This window comes from Gibbsiella quercinecans, from assembly GCF_002291425.1.
GTDB lineage: Bacteria > Pseudomonadota > Gammaproteobacteria > Enterobacterales > Enterobacteriaceae > Gibbsiella > Gibbsiella quercinecans.
Map to the genome: position 1 here is coordinate 3,002,678 of NZ_CP014136.1, position 23,895 is coordinate 3,026,572.

General features: G+C 54.2%; 24 protein-coding genes. 13 read left to right on the forward strand and 11 right to left on the reverse strand.

From position 1 onward, the window contains the following. Positions 1 to 70 precede the first annotated feature (70 nt). Complete coding sequence (locus ACN28Q_RS13980; protein WP_095846888.1) at positions 71 to 538, forward strand: Lrp/AsnC family transcriptional regulator; 468 nt, start codon at positions 71 to 73, stop codon at positions 536 to 538. On the opposite strand, the gene ACN28Q_RS13985 is transcribed toward ACN28Q_RS13980, so the two are convergent. After that, complete coding sequence (locus tag ACN28Q_RS13985; RefSeq protein WP_131928981.1) at positions 504 to 770, reverse strand: hypothetical protein; 267 nt, start codon at positions 768 to 770, stop codon at positions 504 to 506. The two genes, ACN28Q_RS13980 and ACN28Q_RS13985, sit on opposite strands and share 35 nt — an antisense overlap. A gap of 51 nt (positions 771 to 821) precedes the next feature. Between ACN28Q_RS13985 and ACN28Q_RS13990 the strand changes: the two genes are divergently transcribed. The 5 genes from ACN28Q_RS13990 to maa all read left to right on the forward strand — a co-directional run bounded on the left by ACN28Q_RS13990 (position 822) and on the right by maa (position 4,361). Then, a complete protein-coding gene (locus tag ACN28Q_RS13990; protein ID WP_095846889.1) occupies positions 822 to 1,439 on the forward strand; it encodes a YitT family protein in 618 nt (205 codons plus the stop codon). Between the two features lie 70 nt (positions 1,440 to 1,509). Next, on the forward strand, positions 1,510 to 2,703 hold the full coding sequence (locus ACN28Q_RS13995) for an amino acid aminotransferase (RefSeq protein ID WP_095846890.1): 1,194 nt from the start codon (positions 1,510 to 1,512) through the stop codon (positions 2,701 to 2,703). A 220-nt stretch (positions 2,704 to 2,923) separates the two neighbouring features. Further along, positions 2,924 to 3,340, forward strand: a complete 417-nt coding sequence (locus ACN28Q_RS14000; protein WP_095846891.1) for a secondary thiamine-phosphate synthase enzyme YjbQ — start codon at positions 2,924 to 2,926, stop codon at positions 3,338 to 3,340. A gap of 3 nt (positions 3,341 to 3,343) precedes the next feature. Continuing rightward, positions 3,344 to 3,697, forward strand: a complete 354-nt coding sequence (locus ACN28Q_RS14005; RefSeq protein WP_095846892.1) for an MmcQ/YjbR family DNA-binding protein — start codon at positions 3,344 to 3,346, stop codon at positions 3,695 to 3,697. Positions 3,698 to 3,794: 97 nt separating this feature from the next. Continuing rightward, entirely contained in the window at positions 3,795 to 4,361 is a 567-nt protein-coding gene (maa, locus tag ACN28Q_RS14010; protein WP_095846893.1) for a maltose O-acetyltransferase, read from the forward strand. Between the two features lie 31 nt (positions 4,362 to 4,392). Here the strand turns inward: maa and uvrA are convergent, their stop codons facing one another. Further along, positions 4,393 to 7,224: an excinuclease ABC subunit UvrA gene (uvrA, locus tag ACN28Q_RS14015; protein WP_095846894.1), complete on the reverse strand. Its 2,832-nt coding sequence runs from the start codon at positions 7,222 to 7,224 to the stop codon at positions 4,393 to 4,395. A gap of 277 nt (positions 7,225 to 7,501) precedes the next feature. Between uvrA and ssb1 the strand changes: the two genes are divergently transcribed. Beyond that, positions 7,502 to 8,041 carry a single-stranded DNA-binding protein SSB1 gene (gene ssb1, locus ACN28Q_RS14020; RefSeq protein WP_095846895.1) on the forward strand — a complete coding sequence of 180 codons (540 nt, stop codon included), beginning with the start codon at positions 7,502 to 7,504 and terminating at the stop codon, positions 8,039 to 8,041. 121 nt (positions 8,042 to 8,162) lie between these two features. Here the strand turns inward: ssb1 and ACN28Q_RS14025 are convergent, their stop codons facing one another. From ACN28Q_RS14025 to ACN28Q_RS14060, 8 genes are all read right to left on the reverse strand, one after another. Next, on the reverse strand, positions 8,163 to 8,504 hold the full coding sequence (locus tag ACN28Q_RS14025) for a hypothetical protein (RefSeq protein ID WP_095846896.1): 342 nt from the start codon (positions 8,502 to 8,504) through the stop codon (positions 8,163 to 8,165). A 195-nt stretch (positions 8,505 to 8,699) separates the two neighbouring features. Further along, a complete protein-coding gene (locus ACN28Q_RS14030) occupies positions 8,700 to 9,503 on the reverse strand; it encodes a pyrroline-5-carboxylate reductase family protein (RefSeq protein WP_095846897.1) in 804 nt (267 codons plus the stop codon). A 13-nt stretch (positions 9,504 to 9,516) separates the two neighbouring features. After that, the gene (locus ACN28Q_RS14035; RefSeq protein WP_095846898.1) at positions 9,517 to 10,269 is read right to left on the reverse strand and encodes a VOC family protein; all 753 of its coding nucleotides are present in this window, start codon (positions 10,267 to 10,269) and stop codon (positions 9,517 to 9,519) included. A gap of 52 nt (positions 10,270 to 10,321) precedes the next feature. Beyond that, complete coding sequence (locus tag ACN28Q_RS14040) at positions 10,322 to 11,167, reverse strand: transporter substrate-binding domain-containing protein (RefSeq protein ID WP_095846899.1); 846 nt, start codon at positions 11,165 to 11,167, stop codon at positions 10,322 to 10,324. A 32-nt stretch (positions 11,168 to 11,199) separates the two neighbouring features. Then, a complete protein-coding gene (locus ACN28Q_RS14045) occupies positions 11,200 to 11,913 on the reverse strand; it encodes an amino acid ABC transporter permease (protein WP_095846900.1) in 714 nt (237 codons plus the stop codon). A 9-nt stretch (positions 11,914 to 11,922) separates the two neighbouring features. Further along, on the reverse strand, positions 11,923 to 12,618 hold the full coding sequence (locus ACN28Q_RS14050) for an amino acid ABC transporter permease (RefSeq protein WP_095846901.1): 696 nt from the start codon (positions 12,616 to 12,618) through the stop codon (positions 11,923 to 11,925). Positions 12,619 to 12,627: 9 nt separating this feature from the next. Then, on the reverse strand, positions 12,628 to 13,374 hold the full coding sequence (locus ACN28Q_RS14055; RefSeq protein ID WP_269467116.1) for an amino acid ABC transporter ATP-binding protein: 747 nt from the start codon (positions 13,372 to 13,374) through the stop codon (positions 12,628 to 12,630). Between the two features lie 310 nt (positions 13,375 to 13,684). Beyond that, on the reverse strand, positions 13,685 to 14,794 hold the full coding sequence (locus ACN28Q_RS14060; protein ID WP_095846903.1) for an ABC transporter ATP-binding protein: 1,110 nt from the start codon (positions 14,792 to 14,794) through the stop codon (positions 13,685 to 13,687). 357 nt (positions 14,795 to 15,151) lie between these two features. Between ACN28Q_RS14060 and ACN28Q_RS14065 the strand changes: the two genes are divergently transcribed. The 6 genes from ACN28Q_RS14065 (at position 15,152) to ACN28Q_RS14090 (ending at position 22,403) form a co-directional block, all read left to right on the forward strand. Continuing rightward, positions 15,152 to 16,384: an extracellular solute-binding protein gene (locus ACN28Q_RS14065; RefSeq protein WP_095846904.1), complete on the forward strand. Its 1,233-nt coding sequence runs from the start codon at positions 15,152 to 15,154 to the stop codon at positions 16,382 to 16,384. A 54-nt stretch (positions 16,385 to 16,438) separates the two neighbouring features. Beyond that, positions 16,439 to 17,746, forward strand: coding sequence for a carbohydrate ABC transporter permease (locus ACN28Q_RS14070; RefSeq protein WP_095846905.1), 1,308 nt, complete (start codon positions 16,439 to 16,441; stop codon positions 17,744 to 17,746). A 10-nt stretch (positions 17,747 to 17,756) separates the two neighbouring features. Further along, positions 17,757 to 18,608 carry a sugar ABC transporter permease gene (locus ACN28Q_RS14075; protein WP_095846906.1) on the forward strand — a complete coding sequence of 284 codons (852 nt, stop codon included), beginning with the start codon at positions 17,757 to 17,759 and terminating at the stop codon, positions 18,606 to 18,608. A 4-nt stretch (positions 18,609 to 18,612) separates the two neighbouring features. Next, positions 18,613 to 19,815, forward strand: coding sequence for a glycoside hydrolase family 53 protein (locus ACN28Q_RS14080; protein WP_095846907.1), 1,203 nt, complete (start codon positions 18,613 to 18,615; stop codon positions 19,813 to 19,815). Positions 19,816 to 19,841: 26 nt separating this feature from the next. Then, the gene (locus ACN28Q_RS14085; protein ID WP_095846908.1) at positions 19,842 to 21,899 is read left to right on the forward strand and encodes a beta-galactosidase; all 2,058 of its coding nucleotides are present in this window, start codon (positions 19,842 to 19,844) and stop codon (positions 21,897 to 21,899) included. Between the two features lie 192 nt (positions 21,900 to 22,091). Then, positions 22,092 to 22,403 (forward strand): PTS sugar transporter subunit IIB, encoded by a 312-nt coding sequence (locus ACN28Q_RS14090; RefSeq protein ID WP_095846909.1) that lies wholly within the window; start codon positions 22,092 to 22,094, stop codon positions 22,401 to 22,403. 191 nt (positions 22,404 to 22,594) lie between these two features. Here the strand turns inward: ACN28Q_RS14090 and ACN28Q_RS14095 are convergent, their stop codons facing one another. Continuing rightward, a complete protein-coding gene (locus ACN28Q_RS14095) occupies positions 22,595 to 23,857 on the reverse strand; it encodes a maltoporin (RefSeq protein WP_095846910.1) in 1,263 nt (420 codons plus the stop codon). Between the last annotated feature and the right edge of the window lie 38 nt (positions 23,858 to 23,895).

Consider the following 23,895-nt stretch of genomic DNA (forward strand, 5'->3'; position numbering starts at 1 on the left):
CGTTTTGCCCTGCAACTCGAATGATTTTGGGGATAGCGTCGATATTTCTTAACACAGTTTATGGGTGGCTATGTACAACATTGATGATTTTGATATGAAAATCCTGACGCTGTTACAGGCCAACGGCCGTTTGACCAATCAGGAACTAAGCGATCTGGTGGGGTTGTCCGCCTCCCAGTGTTCACGGCGGCGTATCAGCCTGGAGCAGGCGCAACTGATTCGCGGTTACCATGCCCGCCTGGCGCCAGAAGCGGTGGGGCTTGGCATGGTGGGGCTGATCGAAGTCAGCCTGACACACCACGGGCATGAGCGGGTGGACAGCTTTCATGAGCTGCTGGAGCAGGCGGACGCGGTGCTGGATGCTTACAAGACCACCGGCGACGCCGACTATCTGCTGAAGGTGGCCGTGGCCGATCTGGCCGCGTTGAGCGATTTTATCAGCAAAACCCTATTGACCCACAGCAGCGTTGGGCATGTGAAAACCGCGGTGGTGCTTAACCGCATTAAAGAAAACGGCCTGCTGCCGGTGGCGCGTTAATCTGCCGCGCAGGGCGACCTATTTTGGGGCGCAATGCACCAAAATAGGGAACATCTTGCTTTTTTGCGCCTGTTATTGTCCATAATCGGTTTTGTTGTGCGTGATATGCCTTTTTTGTGCGTATATCGTGCATTTTCTTCTTGAGGGAAAACAGCGCATTAGCTAAGTTAACTACCGCCTTGCCGGTCAGCCTTCTCTCCCATGGTGCATTTCTTGCATTATTCAACGCCATAAGCCCGCAGTGCCGGGCGATGATGACTTCCTGACGTAGAGTAATTACCCCATGGATAACTGCATTACCCCTGAAGAAAACCTTTCGCATAGTTGGTTGGAAGATGTGCTGGCGATCATTATCGGCACTCTGATGGTGTCGTTCGGCGTTATTTTATTGCGGCAAGTCGGCGCGTTGACCGGCGGTACCGCGGGCATGGCCTTCTTGATTAGCTACCTGACGCCGCTGTCTTTCGGCGTGGTCTTTTTCCTGCTGAACCTGCCGTTTTACTGGCTGGCGATCCGCCGCATGGGCTGGGCCTTTACCGTGAAAACGTTCTGTTCGGTGGCGCTGGTGTCGATCTTTTCCGATTTGCACCCCTACTTTATCCATTTTGACCGCCTGCAGCCGTTTTACGCGACGGTATTCGGTAGCGTGATTATGGGATTAGGGTTTATTGTATTGTTTCGCCACAAGGCCAGCCTGGGCGGCGTCAACATCCTGGCGCTCTACCTGCAGGACAAATACGGCCTGCGCGCCGGCAAACTGCAGATGGGGGTTGATGTGGTCATCGTGCTGGCCTCATTATTCGTGGTGAGTATTCCCATGCTGATTGCGTCTATATTGGGCGCACTGGTGCTGAATTTGATTATCGCCATGAACCACCGGCCTGGCCGCTATGTCCACTAGATAGCGATTGTGCGCGGCCGGCGAGTGGTAACCAGCGCCGCCGAATCACTGAACCAAGGAGAGCCATTACGTGTTCCAAAATGTTGATGCCTATGCCGGAGATCCGATCCTGTCGCTGATGGAAACTTTCAAGCAGGATCCCCGTGAGCGCAAGGTGAACCTGAGTATCGGCCTGTACTATGACGCGCAGGGTATCATCCCGCAGTTGCAGGCGGTCGCCAACGCGGAGGCGCAACTGAACGCGGCACCACAGGGCGCTTCGGTATATCTGCCGATGGAAGGGCTGCCGGCCTACCGCAGCGCTATCCAGCCGTTGCTGTTTGGCGCCGATCATCCAATGCTGCAGCAGAACCGCATCGCCACCGTGCAGACCGTCGGCGGTTCCGGCGCGTTGAAGGTCGGGGCGGATTTTCTGCACCACTATTTCCCGGATTCCCAGGTGTGGGTGAGCGATCCGACCTGGGAAAACCACGTTGCCATTTTCAGCGGCGCCGGTTTCACGGTGAATACCTATCCTTATTTCGATAACGCCAGCCTGGGCGTGAAGTTCGACGCCATGCTGGCGGCGCTGAAACAGTTGCCGGCGAAGAGCATCGTGCTGCTTCACCCGTGCTGCCACAACCCGACCGGTTCGGATCTGACCAACGCCCAGTGGGATGCGGTGGTGCAGGTGGTGGCCGAACGTGAGCTGATCCCCTTCATGGACATCGCATATCAGGGCTTTGGCGCCGGTATGGAGCAAGATGCCTACGCGATCCGTGCAATGGCCGCCGCCGGCCTGCCGTGCCTGGTGAGCAACTCGTTTTCCAAAATCTTCTCGCTGTATGGCGAACGCGTCGGCGGCCTTTCCGTGGTGTGCGAAAGCAGCGAAGCGGCCGGCCGTGTGCTGGGCCAACTGAAGGCCACCGTGCGCCGCAACTACTCCAGCCCGCCGAAGTTTGGCGCGCAGGTGGTGGCGACGGTGTTGCAAGATGCTGCCCTGAAGCAGCAGTGGCTGGATGAAGTGGAAGCCATGCGGGCGCGTATTCTGGCGATGCGTCATACCTTGGTCGATGCGTTGAAAAGCGCGCTGCCGCAGCGCAACTTCGACTACCTGCTGCAACAGCGTGGTATGTTCAGCTACACCGGCTTTAGCGCGGCGCAGGTCGATCGCCTGCGTGATGAATTCGGCGTTTATCTGATCCACAGCGGCCGTATGTGCGTGGCCGGCCTGAACCATAACAACGTGCACTTGGTGGCGGAGGCATTTGCCGCCGTGCAGTAAATGCTGTTAGGGTGAACTGCGGTTCGCTGTTATTTGAGAAAGGACGATAGCGATATCGTCCTTTTTTTTCGCTGATATGCCGTCGCAATGCGTGAAACCGGGCCAGACAAGCAGCATGCCATGCGCTTTCACGCACAATAATGGGATATCGCTTACAGGGGGCGGCGGCCAGAGTTGTCGCCGATTGGATAAATAATATACTGATTGAGGGAGCTCAGTTATGTGGCATCAGCAAACGCTTATCCTCAGCGCAAAAGCGCGTGGTTTTCATCTGGTCACGGAAGAAATCACCGACCAGCTAACCCATTTGCATCGCGTGAAAATCGGCCTGCTGCACCTGTTGTTGCAGCATACCTCAGCCTCGCTGACGCTTAACGAGAACTGCGATCCCACCGTGCGGTTCGATATGGAACAGCACTTTCTGCGCCACGTGCCGGAAGATGCGCCCTATCAACACGACTATGAAGGGCCGGACGATATGCCTGCCCACATCAAATCTTCGCTGCTGGGCGTGTCGCTGTCTTTGCCCGTCAGCCACGGGCGGTTGATGCTGGGAACATGGCAGGGGATCTGGCTGGGGGAACACCGTAACCACAGCGGCGCACGCCGCGTCGTGGCCACGTTACAAGGGGAATAACCAATGAACCACTCAGCACTGCTGGAATACTGTATGGCCAAGCCGGGCGCGCAGCAAAGCGAACAGCCCCAATGGCAGGCCAGCCAGATCAAGGTTGGGGATGTGATGTTCGCCATGGTATGGGAAGTGGACGGGCGCCCGGCGTTGGCAGTAAAAAGCAGCCCGGAACTGGCGGAAAACCTGCGTGAGCTGCACCCGGAGATCGTGCCGTGCGAGCACCTGAATAAAGCGCACTGGAACGCAGTGTTTCTCGATGGCGAGCTGCCCAATTCGCAGTTTTATACCTTGATCGACAGTTCATATCAGCTAGTGCTGGCGGGGTTACCGGAACAGGTGCGCCAGACGTTGCGTGCCTAAGCGGTGTCTTGCCGTCGTGCGGCGACGGCATCATGATCGATGGCGGCGCGCCGCTTGGTCATTCGGCTAAACAACATTAACAAGGGATGCTTCTAGCATGGCGATCGGTGACGAAAAACGCAACATGTTGGCCGGTGAATTTTACAATGCCGAGGACGAACAGCTGCGCCTCGAGCGCATGCGGGCGCGCCAACTACTACATCACTTCAATCACTCGGCGCCGGATGAGGGCGCACTGCGTGCGCAATGGTTGGCGGAGCTGCTGGGGCGGTTCCAGGGCGGAACCATCGAACCGAACTTTCGCTGCGACTATGGCTACAACATCTATCTGGGCAGCAACATCTACGTCAACTTCGATTGCGTCATGCTGGACGTGTGCGAAGTGCGCATCGGCGACAACTGCCTGCTGGCGCCGGGCGTGCATATTTACACTGCCACGCATCCGTTAGAGCCGGAGCTGCGCGCACGCGGGGTGGAGTATGGCAAGCCGGTGACCATTGGCAATAACGTGTGGATTGGCGGCCGGGCGGTGATCAACCCTGGTGTCACGATTGGCGATAACGCGGTGGTGGCTTCCGGCGCGGTGGTGACCAAAGACGTGCCGGCCAACTGCGTGGTGGGCGGCAACCCCGCCCGGCTGCTGAAAATGCTGCCGCAACAGTAAACAGGCGCCCGGAGGGGCGCCTGATAACGGGTTATTTCTTCTCAAGCATCGGTTTAAGGAAGCGCGCGGTGTGCGAGGCTTCGCACTGCGCCACGGTTTCCGGCGTGCCGGAAACCAGGATCTCACCGCCGCCGCTGCCGCCTTCCGGCCCCAGATCGACAATCCAGTCCGCGGTTTTAATCACGTCCAGGTTATGCTCAATCACCACGATGGTGTTGCCCTGATCGCGCAACTGGTGCAGCACCGAAAGCAACTGCTGAATATCGGCGAAGTGCAGGCCGGTGGTTGGCTCGTCAAGGATATACAGGGTTTGGCCGGTGCCGCGTTTTGACAGCTCACGCGCCAGTTTCACCCGCTGGGCTTCGCCGCCGGACAGCGTGGTGGCCGACTGGCCGAGGCGAATGTACGACAGGCCAACGTCGATCAGCGTTTGCAGCTTGCGCGCCAGCGCGGGAACGGCATCAAAGAAATCGCGTGCTTCTTCGATGGTCATATCCAGCACTTCGTGGATACTTTTGCCTTTGTATTTAATCTCCAGCGTTTCGCGGTTATAGCGTTTGCCTTTGCACTGATCGCAGGGCACGTAAATATCCGGCAGGAAGTGCATTTCCACCTTGATCACGCCATCGCCCTGGCAGGCTTCGCAGCGGCCGCCGCGCACGTTGAAACTAAACCGCCCCGGGTTATAGCCGCGGCTGCGCGCTTCCGGCACGCCGGCGAACAGCTCACGCACCGGCGTGAAGATGCCGGTGTAGGTGGCCGGGTTGGAACGCGGCGTGCGGCCGATCGGGCTTTGATCGATATCGATAACTTTGTCGAAATGCTCAAGCCCGGTAATTTCACGGAACGGCGCCGGTTCGGCGAGGGTGGCACCGTTAAGCTGGCGCTGGGCGATCGGGAACAACGTATCGTTAATCAGCGTTGATTTGCCCGAGCCGGACACCCCGGTGATGCAGGTGAACAGCCCGACCGGCAGCGTCAGCGTGACGTCCTTCAGGTTGTTGCCGCGTGCGCCGCTCAGCTTCAATACTTTGCTTGGATCGGCCGGGACGCGCTGCTGCGGAATGGCGATCTCGCGCTTGCCGCTCAGGAACTGCCCGGTGAGGGAATCCGGCTGCGCCATGATGTCGGCAACGGTGCCTTCCGCCACTACCTGGCCGCCGTGTACACCGGCGCCGGGGCCAATATCGATCACGTGGTCGGCGATGCGGATGGCGTCTTCATCGTGTTCCACCACAATCACCGTGTTGCCCAGGTTGCGCAGGTGGATCAGCGTTTCCAGCAGGCGCTCGTTATCGCGCTGGTGCAGGCCGATGGAAGGCTCATCCAGCACGTACATTACCCCCACCAACCCGGCACCGATCTGGCTTGCCAGGCGGATACGCTGCGCTTCGCCACCGGACAGCGTTTCTGCCGAACGGGACAGTGACAGGTAGTTCAGGCCGACGTTCACCAGGAACTTCAGGCGATCGCCGATTTCTTTCAATACTTTCTCAGCGATCTTGGCGCGCTGGCCGCTCAGCTTCATGTTCTGGAAGAAGGTCAGCGCATGGCCGATGCTAAGATCGGAAATTTGCGGCAGCGTGGTGTCTTCAACAAACACGTTACGCGCTTCTTCACGCAGGCGCGTGCCGTTACAGGAAGCGCAGGGGCGGTTGCTGATGAACTTCGCCAGTTCTTCGCGCACTGCGGTGGATTCGGTTTCCTTGTAGCGGCGCTCCATATTGTGCAGCACGCCTTCGAACGGGTGGCGGCGCACTGTGGTATCGCCGCGATCGTTGATGTATTTAAACTCGATCGATTCCTTGCCGGAGCCATACAACACGGCTTTTTGCACGTTGTCGCCCAGGCTGTTGAACGGCGCTTCGATATCAAAATTGTAGTGGTCCGCCAGCGAGCGCAGCATTTGGAAGTAGTAGAAATTGCGGCGATCCCAGCCGCGGATCGCGCCACCGGCCAGAGACAGCTCGGGGTTTTGCACCACGCGGTCCGGATCGAAAAACTGCTGCACGCCCAGGCCGTCGCAGGTGGGGCAGGCGCCGGCCGGGTTGTTGAACGAGAACAGGCGCGGTTCCAGTTCACGCATGCTGTAACCGCATTGCGGGCAGGCGAAGTTGGCGGAGAACAGCAACTCTGGCGCCTTGGCGTCGTCCATATCGGCGACTACCGCCGTGCCGCCGGAAAGCTCCAGCGCGGTTTCAAACGATTCCGCCAGACGTTGGGCCAGATCCTCACGCACTTTGAAGCGATCGACCACCACTTCAATAGAGTGTTTTTTCTGCAGTTCCAGTTTCGGCGGATCGGAAAGATCGCACACTTCGCCATCGATACGCGCACGGATGTAGCCCTGGGTGGCCAGGTTTTCCAGCGTTTTGGTGTGCTCGCCTTTGCGATCTTTAATTACCGGCGCCAACAGCATCAGCCGTTTGCCTTCCGGCTGGCTGAGCACGTTGTCCACCATTTGGCTGACGGTCTGCGCCGCCAAGGGCACATGGTGCTCCGGGCAGCGCGGCTCGCCGACGCGGGCGAACAGCAGGCGCAGGTAATCGTGGATTTCCGTGATGGTGCCCACGGTGGAACGCGGGTTATGCGACGTTGATTTTTGCTCGATCGAAATGGCCGGCGACAGCCCTTCGATATGATCGACATCCGGCTTTTCCATCAGAGAAAGGAACTGGCGCGCATAGGCGGAAAGCGATTCAACGTAGCGGCGCTGCCCTTCGGCGTATAGCGTATCAAAAGCCAGTGAGGACTTGCCTGATCCAGACAGACCGGTGACCACCACCAGCTTGTCGCGTGGGATAATCAGGTTGATGTTTTTGAGATTATGGGTACGAGCACCACGAACTTCGATATTGTCCATTTACACTTCCCGTCTTGATGATACGCTGCGCCCGTTTGCACTTTTTGCGTGCATTCTTGTGACTTAACGCGCAAAAAAACAGTACAGCCAGTACGAAACGCATAATTATGGCACAAAAAAAACTGAATGGATATCCAGTATATGAATGCAACGTAGCCCGGTGTGGGAACACTTCTGGAACCCCATTCGCAGTTATTAACGTAGGTGTGGTTTCGCGTCTGGCATGTTAAACTCACTCGTTTATACTGTGTAAAAATCATTCATCAGGAGAGTGCTCATGGCCAGCCGAGGCGTAAACAAAGTAATTCTGGTCGGGAACCTGGGCCAAGACCCGGAAGTTCGTTACATGCCTAATGGGGGCGCAGTTGCCAACATTACTCTGGCAACCTCCGAAAGCTGGCGTGATAAGGCGACTGGCGAGCAGAAAGAAAAAACGGAATGGCACCGCGTAGTGCTGTTCGGCAAACTGGCGGAAGTGGCGGGCGAATACCTGCGTAAAGGCTCACAGGTTTATATCGAAGGCCAGCTTCAGACCCGTAAATGGCAGGATCAGAGCGGCCAGGATCGTTACACCACGGAAGTGGTGGTGAACATTGGCGGCTCCATGCAGATGCTGGGCGGCCGTCAGCAAGGGCAGGGCGGCGGCGCAGGCGCTGGCCAATCAGCCGGCGGCCAGGGCAACTGGGGCCAGCCACAGCAACCCCAGGGTGGCAATCAATTCAGCGGCGGCCAGCAGGCGCGCCCGGCGCAGAATAGCGCCCCGGCGGCCAGCAGCAATGAACCGCCAATGGATTTTGACGACGATATCCCGTTCTAACGCATGCATTTTTAGCATGCGTTCACGAAGAACGAATGAAACCCTGCTTCGGCAGGGTTTTTTATTGTTGCGTAAACACCATTCGGGCTCCACATTTGGACGTTGCCCGCTGCCAACGCAGTCAGTGCGTTATATCGCTTTTTGACACCAGATAGCTGTTAACTTCGCTTATTGAACACTCGGTACTGGATGCATCGCTTTGCGTGATTACCTCGTAGCGTCCACCCGATTTATCATGGAAAACAAAATGATAAACCTGAGTATAGCGATCTTTTCCCTTCTTCTCCGAGGCCAGCCGGTTAATCTCCGTCTTCGATTCATCAAGATTAACAATATCGACAATCCCAGCATTCTTCATCCATGCTTCGGCCATATTCATTGGCCATGAATGGCAATCAGGAGAGGCGGCCATGGTTGATAATGGCGAGAATATAGCCAACAGAACGATGATATTTTTCTTCATTTGACGACCTCAAGCAGTTTATCACCGCTGCTCCATATTTTTTGGCGAATAAACAAAGGCATAATAATACAGCCGTTAGAAGCACTTCCTGGTTGCTTTATACTATCACCGTGAATAAGAAAGCCAGAGCGGCGTGCCGCGGTGGCAAATCGGGGCGGGGGATTTGCCACATATTACGTCTTGGGGTCTGCAAACTTAGCCCAGATTCGCCAGTTCGGTGGTGCGCCGCACCGCGGCCAGAACGCTGCGCTGCAAGCCGGCGGCAAAGTCGCTGTTGTTCAGCTCGTACAGGCCGTGCATGCCCACCCCGGCGGGGGAGTTGTTGATATCCAGCAGTTGGCGGGGGTGTTTCTGGCTCAGGCGCAGCATTTCCACAGTCCCCTGCAGGTTTTCCAGTACGACCTCCGTTGCCTGGGCGCGCGGCAGCCCGGCAAGCACCCCGGCGTCGGTGAGCGATTCGATAAAGTAATAAATATAATTCGGCCCCGCTACGCCAAAGCCGGTAAAGACATCAATCAACCGCTCCGGCAGATAGAGCACTTTGCCAAAGCCCTTGAGGAATGGGGTTACCTGCTCCTCGTGCGCATGCGCATTCAGCACCACGCCACTGTAGCCGAAGCCGGTATCGGTCAGGGTGTTGGGGATCACCCTAGCGATAGGCGTTTCTTCACCAAACAGCGCTTCCAGGCGCGCCAGCGTCACCCCGGCAATCAGGGAAACCAGCGTAGCCCCGGGCGCCAATTGCCCCTGCAGGCGCTGTGCTACGCCGGCCAGATCATCCTGCGGGCGAATACCCAGCACCACCAACTGCGCGCTGCGTAACCCCTTATCGCCGGGCTGTGTGGCGGATAAACCGTAGCGTGCGGCCAGAATGGCGACACGCTGGGCATCAATATCCTCGAGTGAAACGGCATCAGGCGCCAGCGTGTCGGCGTTTAGCGATGCGCGCAAAATTGCCTCCGCCATTTGTCCGGCCCCGATAAAATGTACGTTAGCCATATTTGCTACTCCTTCAGATAAAGTGATAACGCCCCTGGCCGATACGCAGCGTCTGGCCTTTCAGCGCCGGGTTGGCGGTGGAAAACTCCAGCGCCGCCAGCCCGTTGGCCGTGCCCTGGCGGAAGACAAACTGCTGCTCACCAATGTTCAGCGTTTCTGCCTGCCCGGTTAACCCAAACAACGTTTGCCAGTGCGCCGCCACGCTGGCCGGCTCTGCAACTTCAAACACGGCGCGTTGCAGGGTGATTGGGCCGGCGGGGTGCGGGCGGTCAAGCCCCCGCGCCTGCAGTGTGGCGAGCCGCTGGCGATCGCTTTCGTCCCATTGCAGGACAAACGGATAGACCACTCCCTGATAGTCGCCATCAATCGTGAAAATACGCCAACTGATCAGGTTGCCTTGCGGATCCTTGCGCTGCCCGTCGAGGATGGCGGATACGGCCAGCCCACGATCGCGCAGGGCGGCGTGGGTTTGCGCAATGTTATCGCTGCGCAAGGCAACCCGGTACAAAGCCTGGCGCTGTGGTAACAGGTGCGCCGCGTCGCGTGCGAGCAGAAAGTGTGATTGCGCTGCCGCCAGCTCTGCAGCATCGGCGATCGCCAAAAATTCAATGTAGGTTAGGCCAAAATAGCTTAGTGCATTATAGGTGCCCCAGCCGGGGTGCTTGCCACCCGCTACGGCTAACAATTGGTGCGCGGCGAAAGTCTCGATCGCCGCCTGTGGCGCGTTAACAAAGTGCACCGCGTGGTCCCAACGTAACGTTGCCATACATGCCTCGCTAATCGTCTTCAGGGTTTATCAACTGCCGCCCGGCAGGCCGCTATTCCCAGTCGGTGTTTACCTTAACCGCACTGGCTCCCGGCAGTTGGTACACATCCTCGTTGTACCATTTCTTGGACAGCGCCGAGAGTGTGCCGTCGTTCTTCAACGCCACCAGCACGTTATCCACGGCTTCAATCAATTTCGGATCGGTATTTTTACGGTACAGGAACACATTAGGGAATAACCCGACGGAATCAGAGGCTTTCAGGTTCAAGTTCAATGATTTGTTTAGCGCCAGCAGTGCGCCAATCGGGTAAATAGCTGCGTCATACTCGCCGGAGGCGACGGAGCGGAAGATATCCGCCGCCGACTGTTCGCCATTGGGCTGAAGATTGATCGGTTTGGCGGCGTGCTTTTGGTTGTAGTTTTCAATCACCGTATAGCGGGCATCATTGGTGTGGATCGGCACCAATTTTTTATTGCCGTTGGCCAGATCGTCCAGGTTATGAATGCCGTTTTCATCGTTACGGACAATCAGGCGTAAATCGCTGATGCCGGATGGTTGGTGGGAATAGTCATACTGCGCGGCACGCTCCTTGGTCAGGTAGAAATGATCCGCCGCCAGGCTATAGGCGCCGGTAGAGAGCCCGACGATCATGGCATCGCGCGAGACCGCGCTGAAATGGAATTGATAATCCGGCAAGCGTTCATCAACGATTTGCAGCAGCTCGCCGTCATAGCCGGAAAGTTTATTGTTATCATCGATAAAGCTAAACGGAAAGCCATTGGCGTTAACCACCACTTCCACCGTTTGCGGCGCCGCGCTGCTTTGCGCTGCCCATGTGGCGCTGATACCGGCCAGTAATGCCAGCGCGGCAACGCGTAATTTTTTACTTGTAACCATTGTGACCCCCAACGAGTGCATCATCATTATTATTAAGCTGGCTGCGCATGCGTGGCCCATTTACGGCTCAAAAACCCTTCCAGGCGCCGTAGCGCCCCTGCGATAGCCAGGCACAGCAGAATGTAAACCAGCAACACCACGCAATACGCCTCCACGAAATGGAACCCACGTGCGGCGGCCATATTGGCCTTCGCCATCAAATCCACCACGGTAATGGTGTAGACCAGCGAGGTATCTTTAATCAGATCGATCACAATGCTGGTCATGTTAGGCAGCGCCGATACCGCTGCCTGTGGCAGAATAATGCGCCGCAGCCGCGTAAAACCGGTTAACCCGACGGACCAGGCGGCCTCGCGTTGGCCTTTCTCTACCGCATTCCAGGCGGCGCGAAACGCCTCGGCGAAATAGGCGCTAAATACCACCGAAAAAGCAATGACAGCGGCTACCATCGGTGCGAGCTTGTAATGGAAGATGGGCGTGTTCGGCCCGCTAAACAGGGCGCTGGCGCCCCATGGCCAGACGTAAAACACGAAATACAGCATCACCAGCATGGGGATTGAACGGCCGAAAGAGATAAATACCTTAACCAGATATTTCACACCCGGGGTGTTGCGAATCATCACCGATGCCAGCAATCCGCCCAGCAGTAGCGAGAATACCAATGACAACCCAGTAATACTGAGCGTCACCGGCAGCGCGCTTAAAATAAAACCACAGTTGTTGATAATAAACTCAATGCTAAACATGCCGGTGGTTTACTCCAATAAATAGCGATAGCGTTTTTCTATCTGCTGCGTCAGAAAATAAATGGCAACGTTCAGTGCCCAATAAATAATAATTACGCTGATAAATGCAGAGACTTGTTTAGCGCCGTAGCTGTTTTGCGCTATTTTTTGCGCCCGGCCGAAGATATCTACAATGCCGATAATATTGACCAGCGACGTCATCTTAATCAGGTTGATTAATAAATTGCCGAAGTTAGGCAACGCGATAATTAACCCTTGTGGGAAGATAATACGCAGCACGCCGATCGGGTAGGGGATATTCAAACTTTGGATCGCCTCTTTTTGCCCCCGATCCACGGCGTTCCAGGCGGAGCGCAGCATTTCTGCAAAGTACGGGCTCATACCCACCGCGATGGACAACACGGCGAAAGTGGTGTCGCTGATGCTGCGCGGCTCAAACCCGGCGGCGTTCAACAGCAGCTTGCCGCCATAGAAAAACAATAAAATCAGCAGCGCCAGCGGCGCACCGCGCATGATATCGGTATACGCCTTGGCAAATTTGCGCAGCCACCGGCGTTTGTTGAATTGCAATATCGCGGTAGCCAGGCCAAGAGCCAGGCCAATCACCAGAGAAGCGCCGGTAATGCCCAAGGTAATCGGCAGGTTCTCAAGCAGTTTTGGGACAATCTGGTACAGATCATCAAGGCTGAATAATGACGTGTTCATCGCGGCGCCTCAACGCTGGAACTGTAGGCGGGCGAGAAACGCGTTGGTGCGGGCCTGCTTGGCCGCCGCAAAAATTTGTTCTGGTGGCCCCTGCTCAATGATTTTCCCCTCTTCCATAAAAATCACGCGGTCCGCAACCTGGCGGGCAAACGCCATCTCATGGGTAACGATAATCATGGTTTGCCCTTCCGCGGCGATCTCCTGAATCAGGCTCAATACTTCGCCTACTTTTTCAGGATCGAGCGCGGAGGTTGGCTCATCAAGCAACAACAATGCGGGGTTCATTGCCAGCGCGCGGGCGATGCCAACGCGTTGCTTTTGCCCGCCGGATAGGCTATTGGGATAGTGATCTTTCCTGTTCCATAACCCCACGCGTGTGAGCAGGCGTTCGGCCAGTTTAAGGGCGTCACGGCGCGGCATCTTTTTCGCGTAAATCAAACCTTCCGTGATATTTTCCAGCGCCGTACGGTTATGGAATAAATTCCAGGATTGAAATACCATCGCAGTTTTCGCCCGCAGCCGATTAATTTCTTTTTTATTAGCACTGGCGCAGTTTACCTGCACATCGTTAATCTTGATGGTGCCGCCATCGGCGGGATCTAAAAAATTAAGGCTGCGCAACAGGGTTGTTTTACCAGAGCCGCTGGGGCCTATAATGCAAATGACCTCTCCTTGGTTAATATCCAGGGATACGCCTTTTAATATTTTTTCGTCTGAATAATGCTTGATAATATCCCTGATTATTACCATTGCCAACACACCATAAAGATCAACAAGTTCTGAAAATATAATGTTCTTATGAGATATTTTTGCAACTTACAAAATGTTATATTTATTTGACATATATGGTATATACGCGGTTGTTAATTTATTTTAAATTTATGTTGCTTAGTCGTTGAGTTTTTATCGTGGGATATTTGAGCCGTGCTTCCGCCACGTGAATTATCGGGCTCTGCCTGGCAATAGATCAGCCTGCCGTCGGGGCAAAAGGCCCAGAGTAGAGTGGGCCTATGTTTAATAGACGTTCCCCTCACCAACGCGTTAGCCTGATGAGTTTGGCCTTGCGTTAATGCTCATCTGGCAGCGGAATATCCGCACTAATTCGTACCCCATGCTTATCGAAGATCATGCAGTGCCTGGCGGCAAAGGCCACGTTAATTTTTTGCCAAGGGCGGAAACGCACGTCACCGGGCAATAATACTTTCACGTTGTCATGGCCATAGCATTGGCCGAACAGATAGGTGTTGTTTCCCAGCCGTTCCACCACTTCACACTGGAACTCCATGCCCGGCCCGGTTGTGGCTTCCGTCGACAGGTGCTCTGGGCGAATCCCCAGCGTGATGTCCTCACCGGCTTTTAACGGTGTGGTATCTATCGCCAGGGTGACGGTATGATCTTGCGCCAGGCTGACGCTGAGTTCACCCGGCTGCCAGGCGGTTACCGTCGCCGGCAGCAAGTTCATTTTGGGGGAACCGATAAAGCCGGCGACGAATTTGTTTATCGGGTTGTAGTATAGGCTCATCGGTGAGCCCATTTGCTCAACCTGGCCGTAGTTCATAACCACGATTTTATCGGCAAGCGTCATTGCTTCAACCTGATCGTGGGTGACATACACCATGGTGGTTTTCATTTCCTGATGCAGTTTTGCGATATGCAGGCGCATTTCAACGCGCAATTCGGCATCCAGATTGGATAGCGGTTCATCAAACATAAATACGCGGGGATTGCGCACAATCGCGCGCCCAATAGCGACGCGTTGCCGCTGGCCGCCGGAAAGCTGCTTCGGTTTTCTGTCCAGCAACTGCGACAGTTGCAAGGTTTTAGCCACCATTTCAACCTGGTGGCGTATTTCTTCTTTGGGGACTTTATTCACCTTCAACCCATAGCCCATGTTTTCTGCCACCGTCATATGCGGGTACAGCGCATAGGATTGAAACACCATAGCTACCCCACGGTGCGCCGGAGCGACATCGTTCATCACTTCATCGCCAATCAATACTTCACCACCACTGACCTCTTCCAATCCGGCAATCATCCGCAGCAGCGTAGATTTACCGCAGCCCGATGGGCCGACAAATACCGCAAATTCGCCATTTTCAATATAAAGATCAACGTTATGTAGCGTTACCGTATTGTCAAACCGCTTAGTGACATTTCTCAGTCGTATGCTGGACATCAACGCTCCTCGAACTAGTTAGCCGCTGTTTGCCGTTGGGTTTCTTAGCGTGCTGAAATGATTTTTGTATTACGTATAACATTCCAGAAAAGCGATGCTCAACAGCACTGAATTCATGTATTGACTATAACTTCCCGTGTTTTTGCGCCCTATCGTGATGTTTCATTTCTGTAGCCATGATCACACAATGAGCAGTTTTTTGTAGTTTTATTCCTGCCTGCAGCGTAGCGTATAACAAAATGACGCGGCCAGAGGGAATGGCATGAAATCAAGGTATAGCAACAATTCCTGGGCGTCTAAAAACGGTGATGCACAATAATAATCATTAAATTGTTATACCTTCACATGAGGTTGATAATGAAAAAGAACATACTTGCTGCACTTATCCTCTCTGGCCTGGCCGTTGGGCAGATAATGAGTCTGCCGGCGCATGCCGCGCAACAGCTCAATGTCTGGGAAGACATCAAAAAATCCGTCGGCATCCAAGATGCGATTAGCGACTTTGAAAAACAGTACAACGTAAAAGTTAACGTACAAGAGATGCCTTATGCACAACAGTTGGAAAAGCTACGCCTGGATGGCCCGGCAGGGATTGGCCCGGACGTGTTGGTTATCCCTAATGATCAGTTGGGCGGGGCCGTTGTTCAGGGGTTATTGGCGCCGTTGGATGTTGAAAAAACCAAGATGGATGGATTCACGCCGGCAGCGGTGAAGGCGTTCCGTATGGACAATACGTTGTACGGCGTGCCGAAAGCGGTGGAAACGCTGGTGCTGATTTACAACAAAGACCTGATTGAACACCCGCTAAGCAACCTGCAGGAATGGTACGACTTCTCTAAAAAGCAGCGAGAACAGGATAAATACGGTTTGCTGGCCAAGTTTGACCAGATTTATTACAGCTGGGGTGTGATTGCCCCCATGGGCGGCTATATCTTTGGCGACAACGGCAAGGGCGGGCTTAATCCGCAGGATGTGGGGTTAAATAAACCCGGCGTGGTTGAAGCCGTGACTTTCCTGAAGAAATTCTATGCCGATGGCGTCTTCCCTGCCGGGATCATCGGCGATAACGGCCTGAATGCCATTGACTCATTATTTACCGAGAAAAAAGCCGCCGCGGTGATTAACGGCCCCTGGGCATTCCAGCCTTATGAAGCCGCCGGTATTAATTACGGCGTGGCGCCTATGCCCAATTTGCCCGATGGCAAACCGATGGGCTCTTTCCTTGGCGTGAAAGGCTATGTCGTTTCTACCTGGAGCAAAGATAAACAGCTGGCGCAGCGGTTTATCGAGTTTATTAACCAGCCGCAGTATGTGAAAGCCCGCTATATCGCGACGCGCGAAATCCCGCCGCTGACGGCGATGATGAATGATCCGCTGATCAAGAATGATGAAAAGGCCAACGCGGTGGCGGTGCAATCAACGCGCGCGGCCGCGATGCCCGGCATTCCGGAAATGGGGGAGGTCTGGGGGCCGGCCAATGCGGCGCTGGAACTTAGCCTGACCGGTAAGCAGGCGCCGAAAGACGCGCTTGATAACGCAGAAAAACAGATCAATATGCAAATTGAAGCCATGCAGGCCAGCAATCAGTAATGACTTTGCCGTAGCGGAACGGGGAGCTTTCCCCGTTTTCAGAAGGAGCCGTATGTGATTATCAGTCCCAGCGAGAATTTTGCTAAGGCGCATGGCGCGGGGCGCCATGCCTGGTGTGGCCTGTTGTTGGCTATTGTGCCGGGCTTCGGTCAGTTTTATCACCGCCAGTGGTTAAAGGGGGGGATCTTTCTGGTTCTATTGGGCAGTTTTATCGGCATTTTTTATGATTTTCTGCGCGAAGGGTTATGGGGGCTGTATACCTTAGGTGAGCAAGTACCGCGTGATAACTCCATCTTTTTGCTGGCGGAAGGGATCATCAGCGTGCTGATTATTGCCTTTGGCGTCACTATCTATTACCTCTCCCTGCGGGATGCCTGGCTGAACGGGAAAAAACGCGATGAAGGGTTGCAGCTAAACAGCGTGCGTAAGCAATATCAGATGTTGTTAAGCGAAGGTTTCCCGTATCTGATGATTACGCCCGGCTTTATTCTGCTGGTCTTCGTGGTGATATTTCCGATTCTGTTCGGCTTTGCCATTGCCTTCACCAATTATAACCTCTACCACACGCCGCCGGCGAAGCTGGTGGATTGGGTGGGGATTAAAAACTTCATCAATATTTTTACCCTGTCGATTTGGCGCTCCACGTTTCTGGATGTTTTGCAGTGGACGGTCGTCTGGACGTTGCTGGCGACCACCTTTCAGTGCAGCGTCGGGGTGCTGTTGGCGATCCTCGTCAATCAGAAGGATTTACGTTTCAAGCCGTTAATTCGAACCATTTTTATCCTGCCGTGGGCGGTGCCGGGGTTCGTGACGATTCTGGTGTTTGCCGGCATGTTTAATGATTCCTTTGGCATCATTAACAATGCCATTCTGGCGTTTATCGGTATTAGCCCCAAGGCCTGGATGACCGATCCATTCTGGACCAAAACGGCGCTGATCATGATGCAGACCTGGCTTGGCTTCCCGTTTGTTTTCGCCATGACGACCGGTGTGTTGCAGGCGATCCCAGAAGATCTTTATGAGGCGGCGACGATGGACGGCGCCAGCAGTTGGACCAAACTGCGCACCATCACTTTGCCGCTGGTGCTGTACTCGATCGCGCCCATCATCATTACCCAGTACACCTTCAATTTTAACAACTTCAATATCATCTATTTGTTTAACAACGGGGGGCCGGCGGTGGCGGGGTCTAACGCAGGGGGGACCGATATTCTGGTGTCGTGGATCTACAAACTGACCATGTCCTCTTCGCAGTACGCCATTGCGGCAACCATTACCATACTGCTGTCTGTCTTTGTCGTCGGCCTGGCTCTGTGGCAATTCCGCGCCACGAAATCATTTAAAAATGATGACATGGCCTAAAGGAAGCAAAATGGCTAAATCACAAAGTATTAAACGTGAAAAATGGGTGCGCCTGTCGTTATCGTGGCTGATTATCGTGCTGGTATCGCTCATTATTATTTACCCGTTGGTTTGGACGGTGGGCGCATCGCTGAATGCCGGCAATAGCCTGCTGAGTACCTCTATTATTCCGGAGAATCTTTCTTTCCAGCATTACGCCGATCTTTTTAATGGCCAGGTTAATTACGTGACGTGGTACTGGAACTCGATGAAAATCAGTTTTCTGACCATGGTGCTGACTTTAATTAGCGTCAGCTTTACCGCCTATGCCTTTTCCCGTTTCCGTTTTAAAGGGCGGCAAAACGGCCTGATGCTGTTCCTGTTGCTGCAGATGATCCCGCAGTTTTCGGCATTGATTGCGATTTTCGTGCTGTCACAGCTGCTGGGCCTGATTAATAGCCATCTGGCGCTGGTGTTGATTTATGTCGCCGGGATGATCCCGATGAACACTTATCTGATGAAGGGCTACCTGGACGCGATCCCCAAAGATCTGGATGAGTCGGCGCGCATGGACGGCGCCAGCAACTTCCGCATCTTTATTGAGATCATCATGCCGTTGTCGAAGCCTATCGTGGCGGTCGTCGCGCTGTTTTCCTTCACCGGCCCGCTGGGGGATTTCATTCTCTCCAGTACCATCTTGCGCACCCCAGATAAATACACCTTGCCGATCGGGCTTTATAACCTGGTGGCGCAAAAAATGGGCGCCAGTTACACCACCTACGCCGCAGGCGCCGTGTTGATCGCGATTCCGGTGGCGATCCTCTATCTGGCGCTACAGAAATACTTTGTTTCCGGCCTCACCTCCGGCAGTACAAAAGGATAACCGCATGAAAAGATTCACACCTGCTCTGCTTGCCGTGTGTCTGAGCTGTAGTTTTTCCGCCAGCGCGTATGCGGCGGAAGCGATCGCCACGCGGCCATTTGCCAATATGCCCGCCGATTTTATTAAGGGGGCGGATATTTCCACCTTGCTGGATGCGGAAAAGCACGGCGCGAAATTTTATGACGAAAATCATCAGCAACGGGATGCGATCGCTATTTTGCGCCAAAACGGCGTGAACTATGTCCGTTTGCGCCTGTGGGTGGATCCGCAAGATGCGGCGGGGCAAGGTTATGGCGGCGGCGATAACGATCTGGCGACCACGCTGGCCCTGGCAAAACGGGCCAAGGCACAGGGCATGAAGCTCTTGCTGGATTTTCATTACAGCGATTTCTGGACCGATCCCGGCAAGCAATTTAAACCGAAAGCCTGGGCCAACATGGATTATGCACAGTTGAAAACGGCAATCCATGATTATACCCGCGCGACCATCGCCCAATTTAAACAACAGGGCATGCTGCCGGATATGGTGCAGATCGGCAATGAAATCAACGGCGGTATCCTGTGGCCGGAAGGCAAAAGCTGGGGGCAGGGCGGGGGGGAGTTTGATCGCGTGGCTGGCTTGCTTAATGCCGCCATTGCCGGCCTGAAAGAGAATCTTACCGGCGGTGAGCAGGTGAAAATTATGCTGCACTTGGCGGAGGGCACTAAAAACGATGTTTTCCGCTGGTGGTTCGATGAAATTACCCGCCGCAATGTACCGTTCGATGTGATCGGCCTTTCCATGTACACCTATTGGAACGGCCCAATTAGCGCGTTGAAGGCCAATATGGACGACATCAGTAAACGCTATAACAAAGATGTTATCGTCGTTGAAGCGGCCTATGGTTATACGCTGGAAAATTGCGACAACGCGGAAAACAGTTTTCAACAAAAGGAAGAGAAAGAGGGGGGATATCCGGCAACGGTGCAGGGCCAATATGATTATATTCACGATCTTATGCAGGCCGTTATCAATGTTCCCGGCCAGCGCGGCAAAGGGATTTTTTATTGGGAGCCTACATGGATAGCGGTGCCGGGGAATACCTGGGCCACGCCGGCCGGTATGAAATATATTGATGACCAATGGAAAGAGGGCAATGCCCGGGAAAATCAGGCGCTTTTTAATTGCCAGGGGAAAGTGCTGCCATCGGTAAAAGTATTTAATTAATTGTCGTAAGTCTTAGGGTTTTCATTATGAATAAATTTTTGCCTTTAAGTTTGAAGGTCAATGCCTTATTGCATGGCGCAGACTATAACCCTGAACAATGGGAAGACTATCCGGATATTATTGATAAAGACATTGCGATGATGCAGCAGGCAAATTGCAACGTCATGTCCGTGGGGATTTTTAGCTGGGCAAAGCTTGAACCGCAGGAAGGCGTATTTGAGTTTGCGTGGTTGGATACCATTTTGGATAAGCTCTATCAGGCCGGTATTCACGTGTTTCTTGCCACGCCAAGCGGCGCCCGGCCAGCCTGGATGTCGCAGAAATACCCCGAGGTGTTGCGGGTGGGCCGCGATCGCGTGCCCGCCTTGCACGGCGGGCGCCATAATCACTGTATGAGCTCGCCGGTTTATCGTGATAAAACATTAAAAATCAACAGCCTGTTGGCGGAACGCTATGCGCATCATCCCGCCGTGTTGGGTTGGCATGTTTCCAATGAATATGGCGGCGAATGCCACTGCGAACGCTGCCAGGCGCAGTTCCGTGGCTGGCTGAAGGCGCGCTATCAGACGCTGGATACGCTTAATCATGCCTGGTGGAGCACCTTCTGGAGCCATACCTACAGCGATTGGCAGCAGATTGAATCGCCGGCGCCGCAGGGCGAAATTTCCATTCATGGCTTGAATTTGGACTGGCGCCGTTTCAATACCGCCCAGGTCACCGATTTTTGCCGGCATGAGATCGCCCCGCTGAAAGCCGCCAATGCCGATTTGCCGGTGACCACCAACTTTATGGAGTATTTCTACGACTACGACTATTGGAAGCTGGCGGAGCCGTTAGATTTTATTTCCTGGGACAGTTACCCCATGTGGCATCGCGACAAGGACGAAACCACCCTTGCCTGCTATACCGCCATGTATCATGACCTGATGCGCACCCTGAAACAGGGCAAGCCGTTTGCATTGATGGAGTCGACGCCCAGCGTGACCAACTGGCAACCGACCAGTAAGTTGAAAAAACCGGGTATGCACATTCTCTCATCGCTGCAGGCGGTGGCGCACGGCGCGGATACGGTGCAGTATTTTCAGTGGCGTAAAAGCCGGGGTTCGGTAGAGAAATTCCACGGCGCGGTGGTTGATCATGTGGGCCATATCGATACCCGCACCGGGCGGGAAGTCAGCAAACTGGGCGACATACTGAGCCGGCTACAAGGGGTTGTCGGCTGCCGTACCGAAGCCAAAGTGGCCGTTATTTTCGATTGGGAAAACCGCTGGGCGATGGATGATGCGCAGGGGCCGCGCAATTTGGGGCTGGAGTATGAAAACACGGTCGTCGAACACTATCGGCCATTCTGGGAACAGGGCATTGCCGTTGACGTGATCAATGCCGATTGCGATCTGGCCAACTATCAGCTGGTGATCGCTCCGATGCTGTATATGGTGCGCGATGGCTTTGCCGAACGCGCGGAAGCCTTTGTCGCCGCCGGCGGCCACTTTGTGGCGACTTACTGGAGCGGGATCGTGAATGAATCAGATCTTTGCCATCTCGGTGGCTTCCCGGGGCCGCTGCGCAATTTGTTAGGGATCTGGGCGGAAGAGATTGACTGCCTGGGCGAGGGGGAACACAACCTGGTTCAGGGGCTGGCAGGCAATACCGCCGGCCTTCAGGGGCCGTATCAGGCCCGCCATCTGTGTGATTTGATTCATACGGAAGCCGCCCAGGCGCTGGCAACGTACCGTTCGGATTTTTATGCCGGCCAGCCGGCGGTGACTGTGAACCTCTTTGGCAAGGGCAAAGCCTGGTATGTGGCTTCACGCAACGATTTGGCCTTCCAGCGTGATTTCTTCGGCCACATCATTGATGCGCTTCGGCTGCCGCGCGCGGTGGAAAGCCACTTCCCGCCTGGCGTGGTCGCCACCGCGCGTACCGATGGTGAAACGGCGTTTGTCTTTATCCAGAATTTTACCGTACAACCACAAACGCTCACGCTGCCGGCGGGGTACACGGATTGTATTGATCGGCAAGCCATTAGCGGAGAGGTGGTTCTGGCGCCCTGGGGCTGCCGGATTGTTAGCCGTAAAGCATAATTATATCCAGAATAATTCGAGTTGCAGGACAAAAACGCAAAAGCGTTTTTGAACAGCGCTAGCGCTGGCCCCGTAGATGGGCCGAGTAACCAAGCCAACACACCTGCAACTTGAAGTATGAGGGTATAGCGCATTTGTACGCCTGTTTTTATAACAGGCGTTTTCTTATCTGAAGAAAATGAGGAGTTAATTATGGTCAGTGTTAAATCATTTCTGCACTATTTTTCACCGGCTAAACCGGCGGTAAAACTTAGCGAATCGGAGCAGCAACAGATCCAGCGATTGGTCACCGCATTCGGCGGCGATGCGAATATCGAAAACGTCGATGCCTGTATTACCCGCCTGCGGGTAACGGTGAAAAATCTTTCCCTGGTAAATTCGGCGGCGTTGCAGACAGAAGGGGCATTGGGCGTGATTATTCTTGGCCAACAGGTGCATGCTATTTTTGGTAAACAATCTGATGCGTTGCGTAAATTATTGGAAGAGCATTTTTCCGCAAGCTAATAAAGAATACGGGATAACCGCTAATGGGTTAGCCCGTATTGTTTCCCTAAATGACCAGGCGGCGAGGAAATAGCGTTCCGATGTGTAGCAATATACCCAAAATAATTCGATTCGCAGGAAAGCCAACACACTTGCAATTTGAAGTATGAAGGGTATCAACGTATGCCATGAATGAGACTAATGCAGAACAATTACCACCATGCTTCAACCTGTACGCCAAAGTTCCAGGTGTTATTGGCGGTGCCGTCCTGGAACGACTTGCCATTTTCCGAATCATTCAGATAAGACGCGAACACGCGCAGTTCTGGGCGCGACATAAACTCCGGCCCGTCAGCCAAGCCTAAGGCAATGGTATATTTCTCGCCGCTTTGTTTGTAGTGCGAGCCATCTTTATTGGTATCTTTTTGGTAAAAACCGCCGGCTTCACCAATCAGGCGCACATAATCGGTAAATTGATATTGTGCCCGCCCGACCAGCGAGATTAAGCGCGATTTGTCTGTATCCTGCGTGATATTGTCAGCCGAGCCCCAGGTCAAGACATGGTTGAATGACAGCCGGTCTGTAATGGGAATCAAGCCGGTGTTGATAACACGGTAGCCTGTCGCATCATTGACATAGTTCCACATGTCGTACCAGCCGCCACCCTGCGAAACCATGTTTTGTGCCAGCCCTTTGTTCGCATACTGTAGAACCAGTTTGTTGTAACCGCCCAGCATATCCTGGCTGATTTCGCCGGTCAGCATCACGCCATTGTCGGCATCATAAAGCCCGCCGTAGGCTTTTTGTTTATTGGTCGGGTTCGGCATGGCGTAATCAATGCCGAATTCCGTCCAGGCGCCATTCCAGGGTTTCCAACCCGCATAGCGCAGATCGATGTAGTTGATATTGACATTGCTATCGCCATCAACGCGGTAGTCGACGTCATTGGCATCGCCACGGATCCAGGCCACGGAAATGGCACCGGGGCCGAACGTGTAGTTTTCTATCCCGGCGCCGGAACCTGAAATGTTCCAGTATTTGGTATCAATAATGTGCAGATCGTGGCGTTGATAGTAGCGTTTCCCGCCCCAAATCACCGCGTTGGGATCGCCGGGGATCAGCCCTTTGATTTGCAGATTCAACTGGCGCAGGCCGAATTCGGCATCATCCCCGAACGTGGTTTCGTTATCGTTCGAGCCGTCGGACACCATGCTGACCATACTGTCGAGATAAAAACTGACATCGTTTTTCTTATACACCTCGGAGCCCAGCTCCAGTTCGCCATAGGTATCCGCTTCATTGCCCAGCCGGCCAAGCTTATTTTTTTGCCACTCTTCCATACCGCCATCGCGTGAGACGCCGACGCCGGAGCGCAGGTAACCATGAAAATCGATAGGGTTTGCGGCAGCGAGCAGTGAAGGTGAAGCCAGTGTAGTCGCTAACGCAATGGATGCGGCGCGTAGGGTTGTGTTCATAGTAGCCTCTTATCGTTTGTATTACGTTCACATGATTG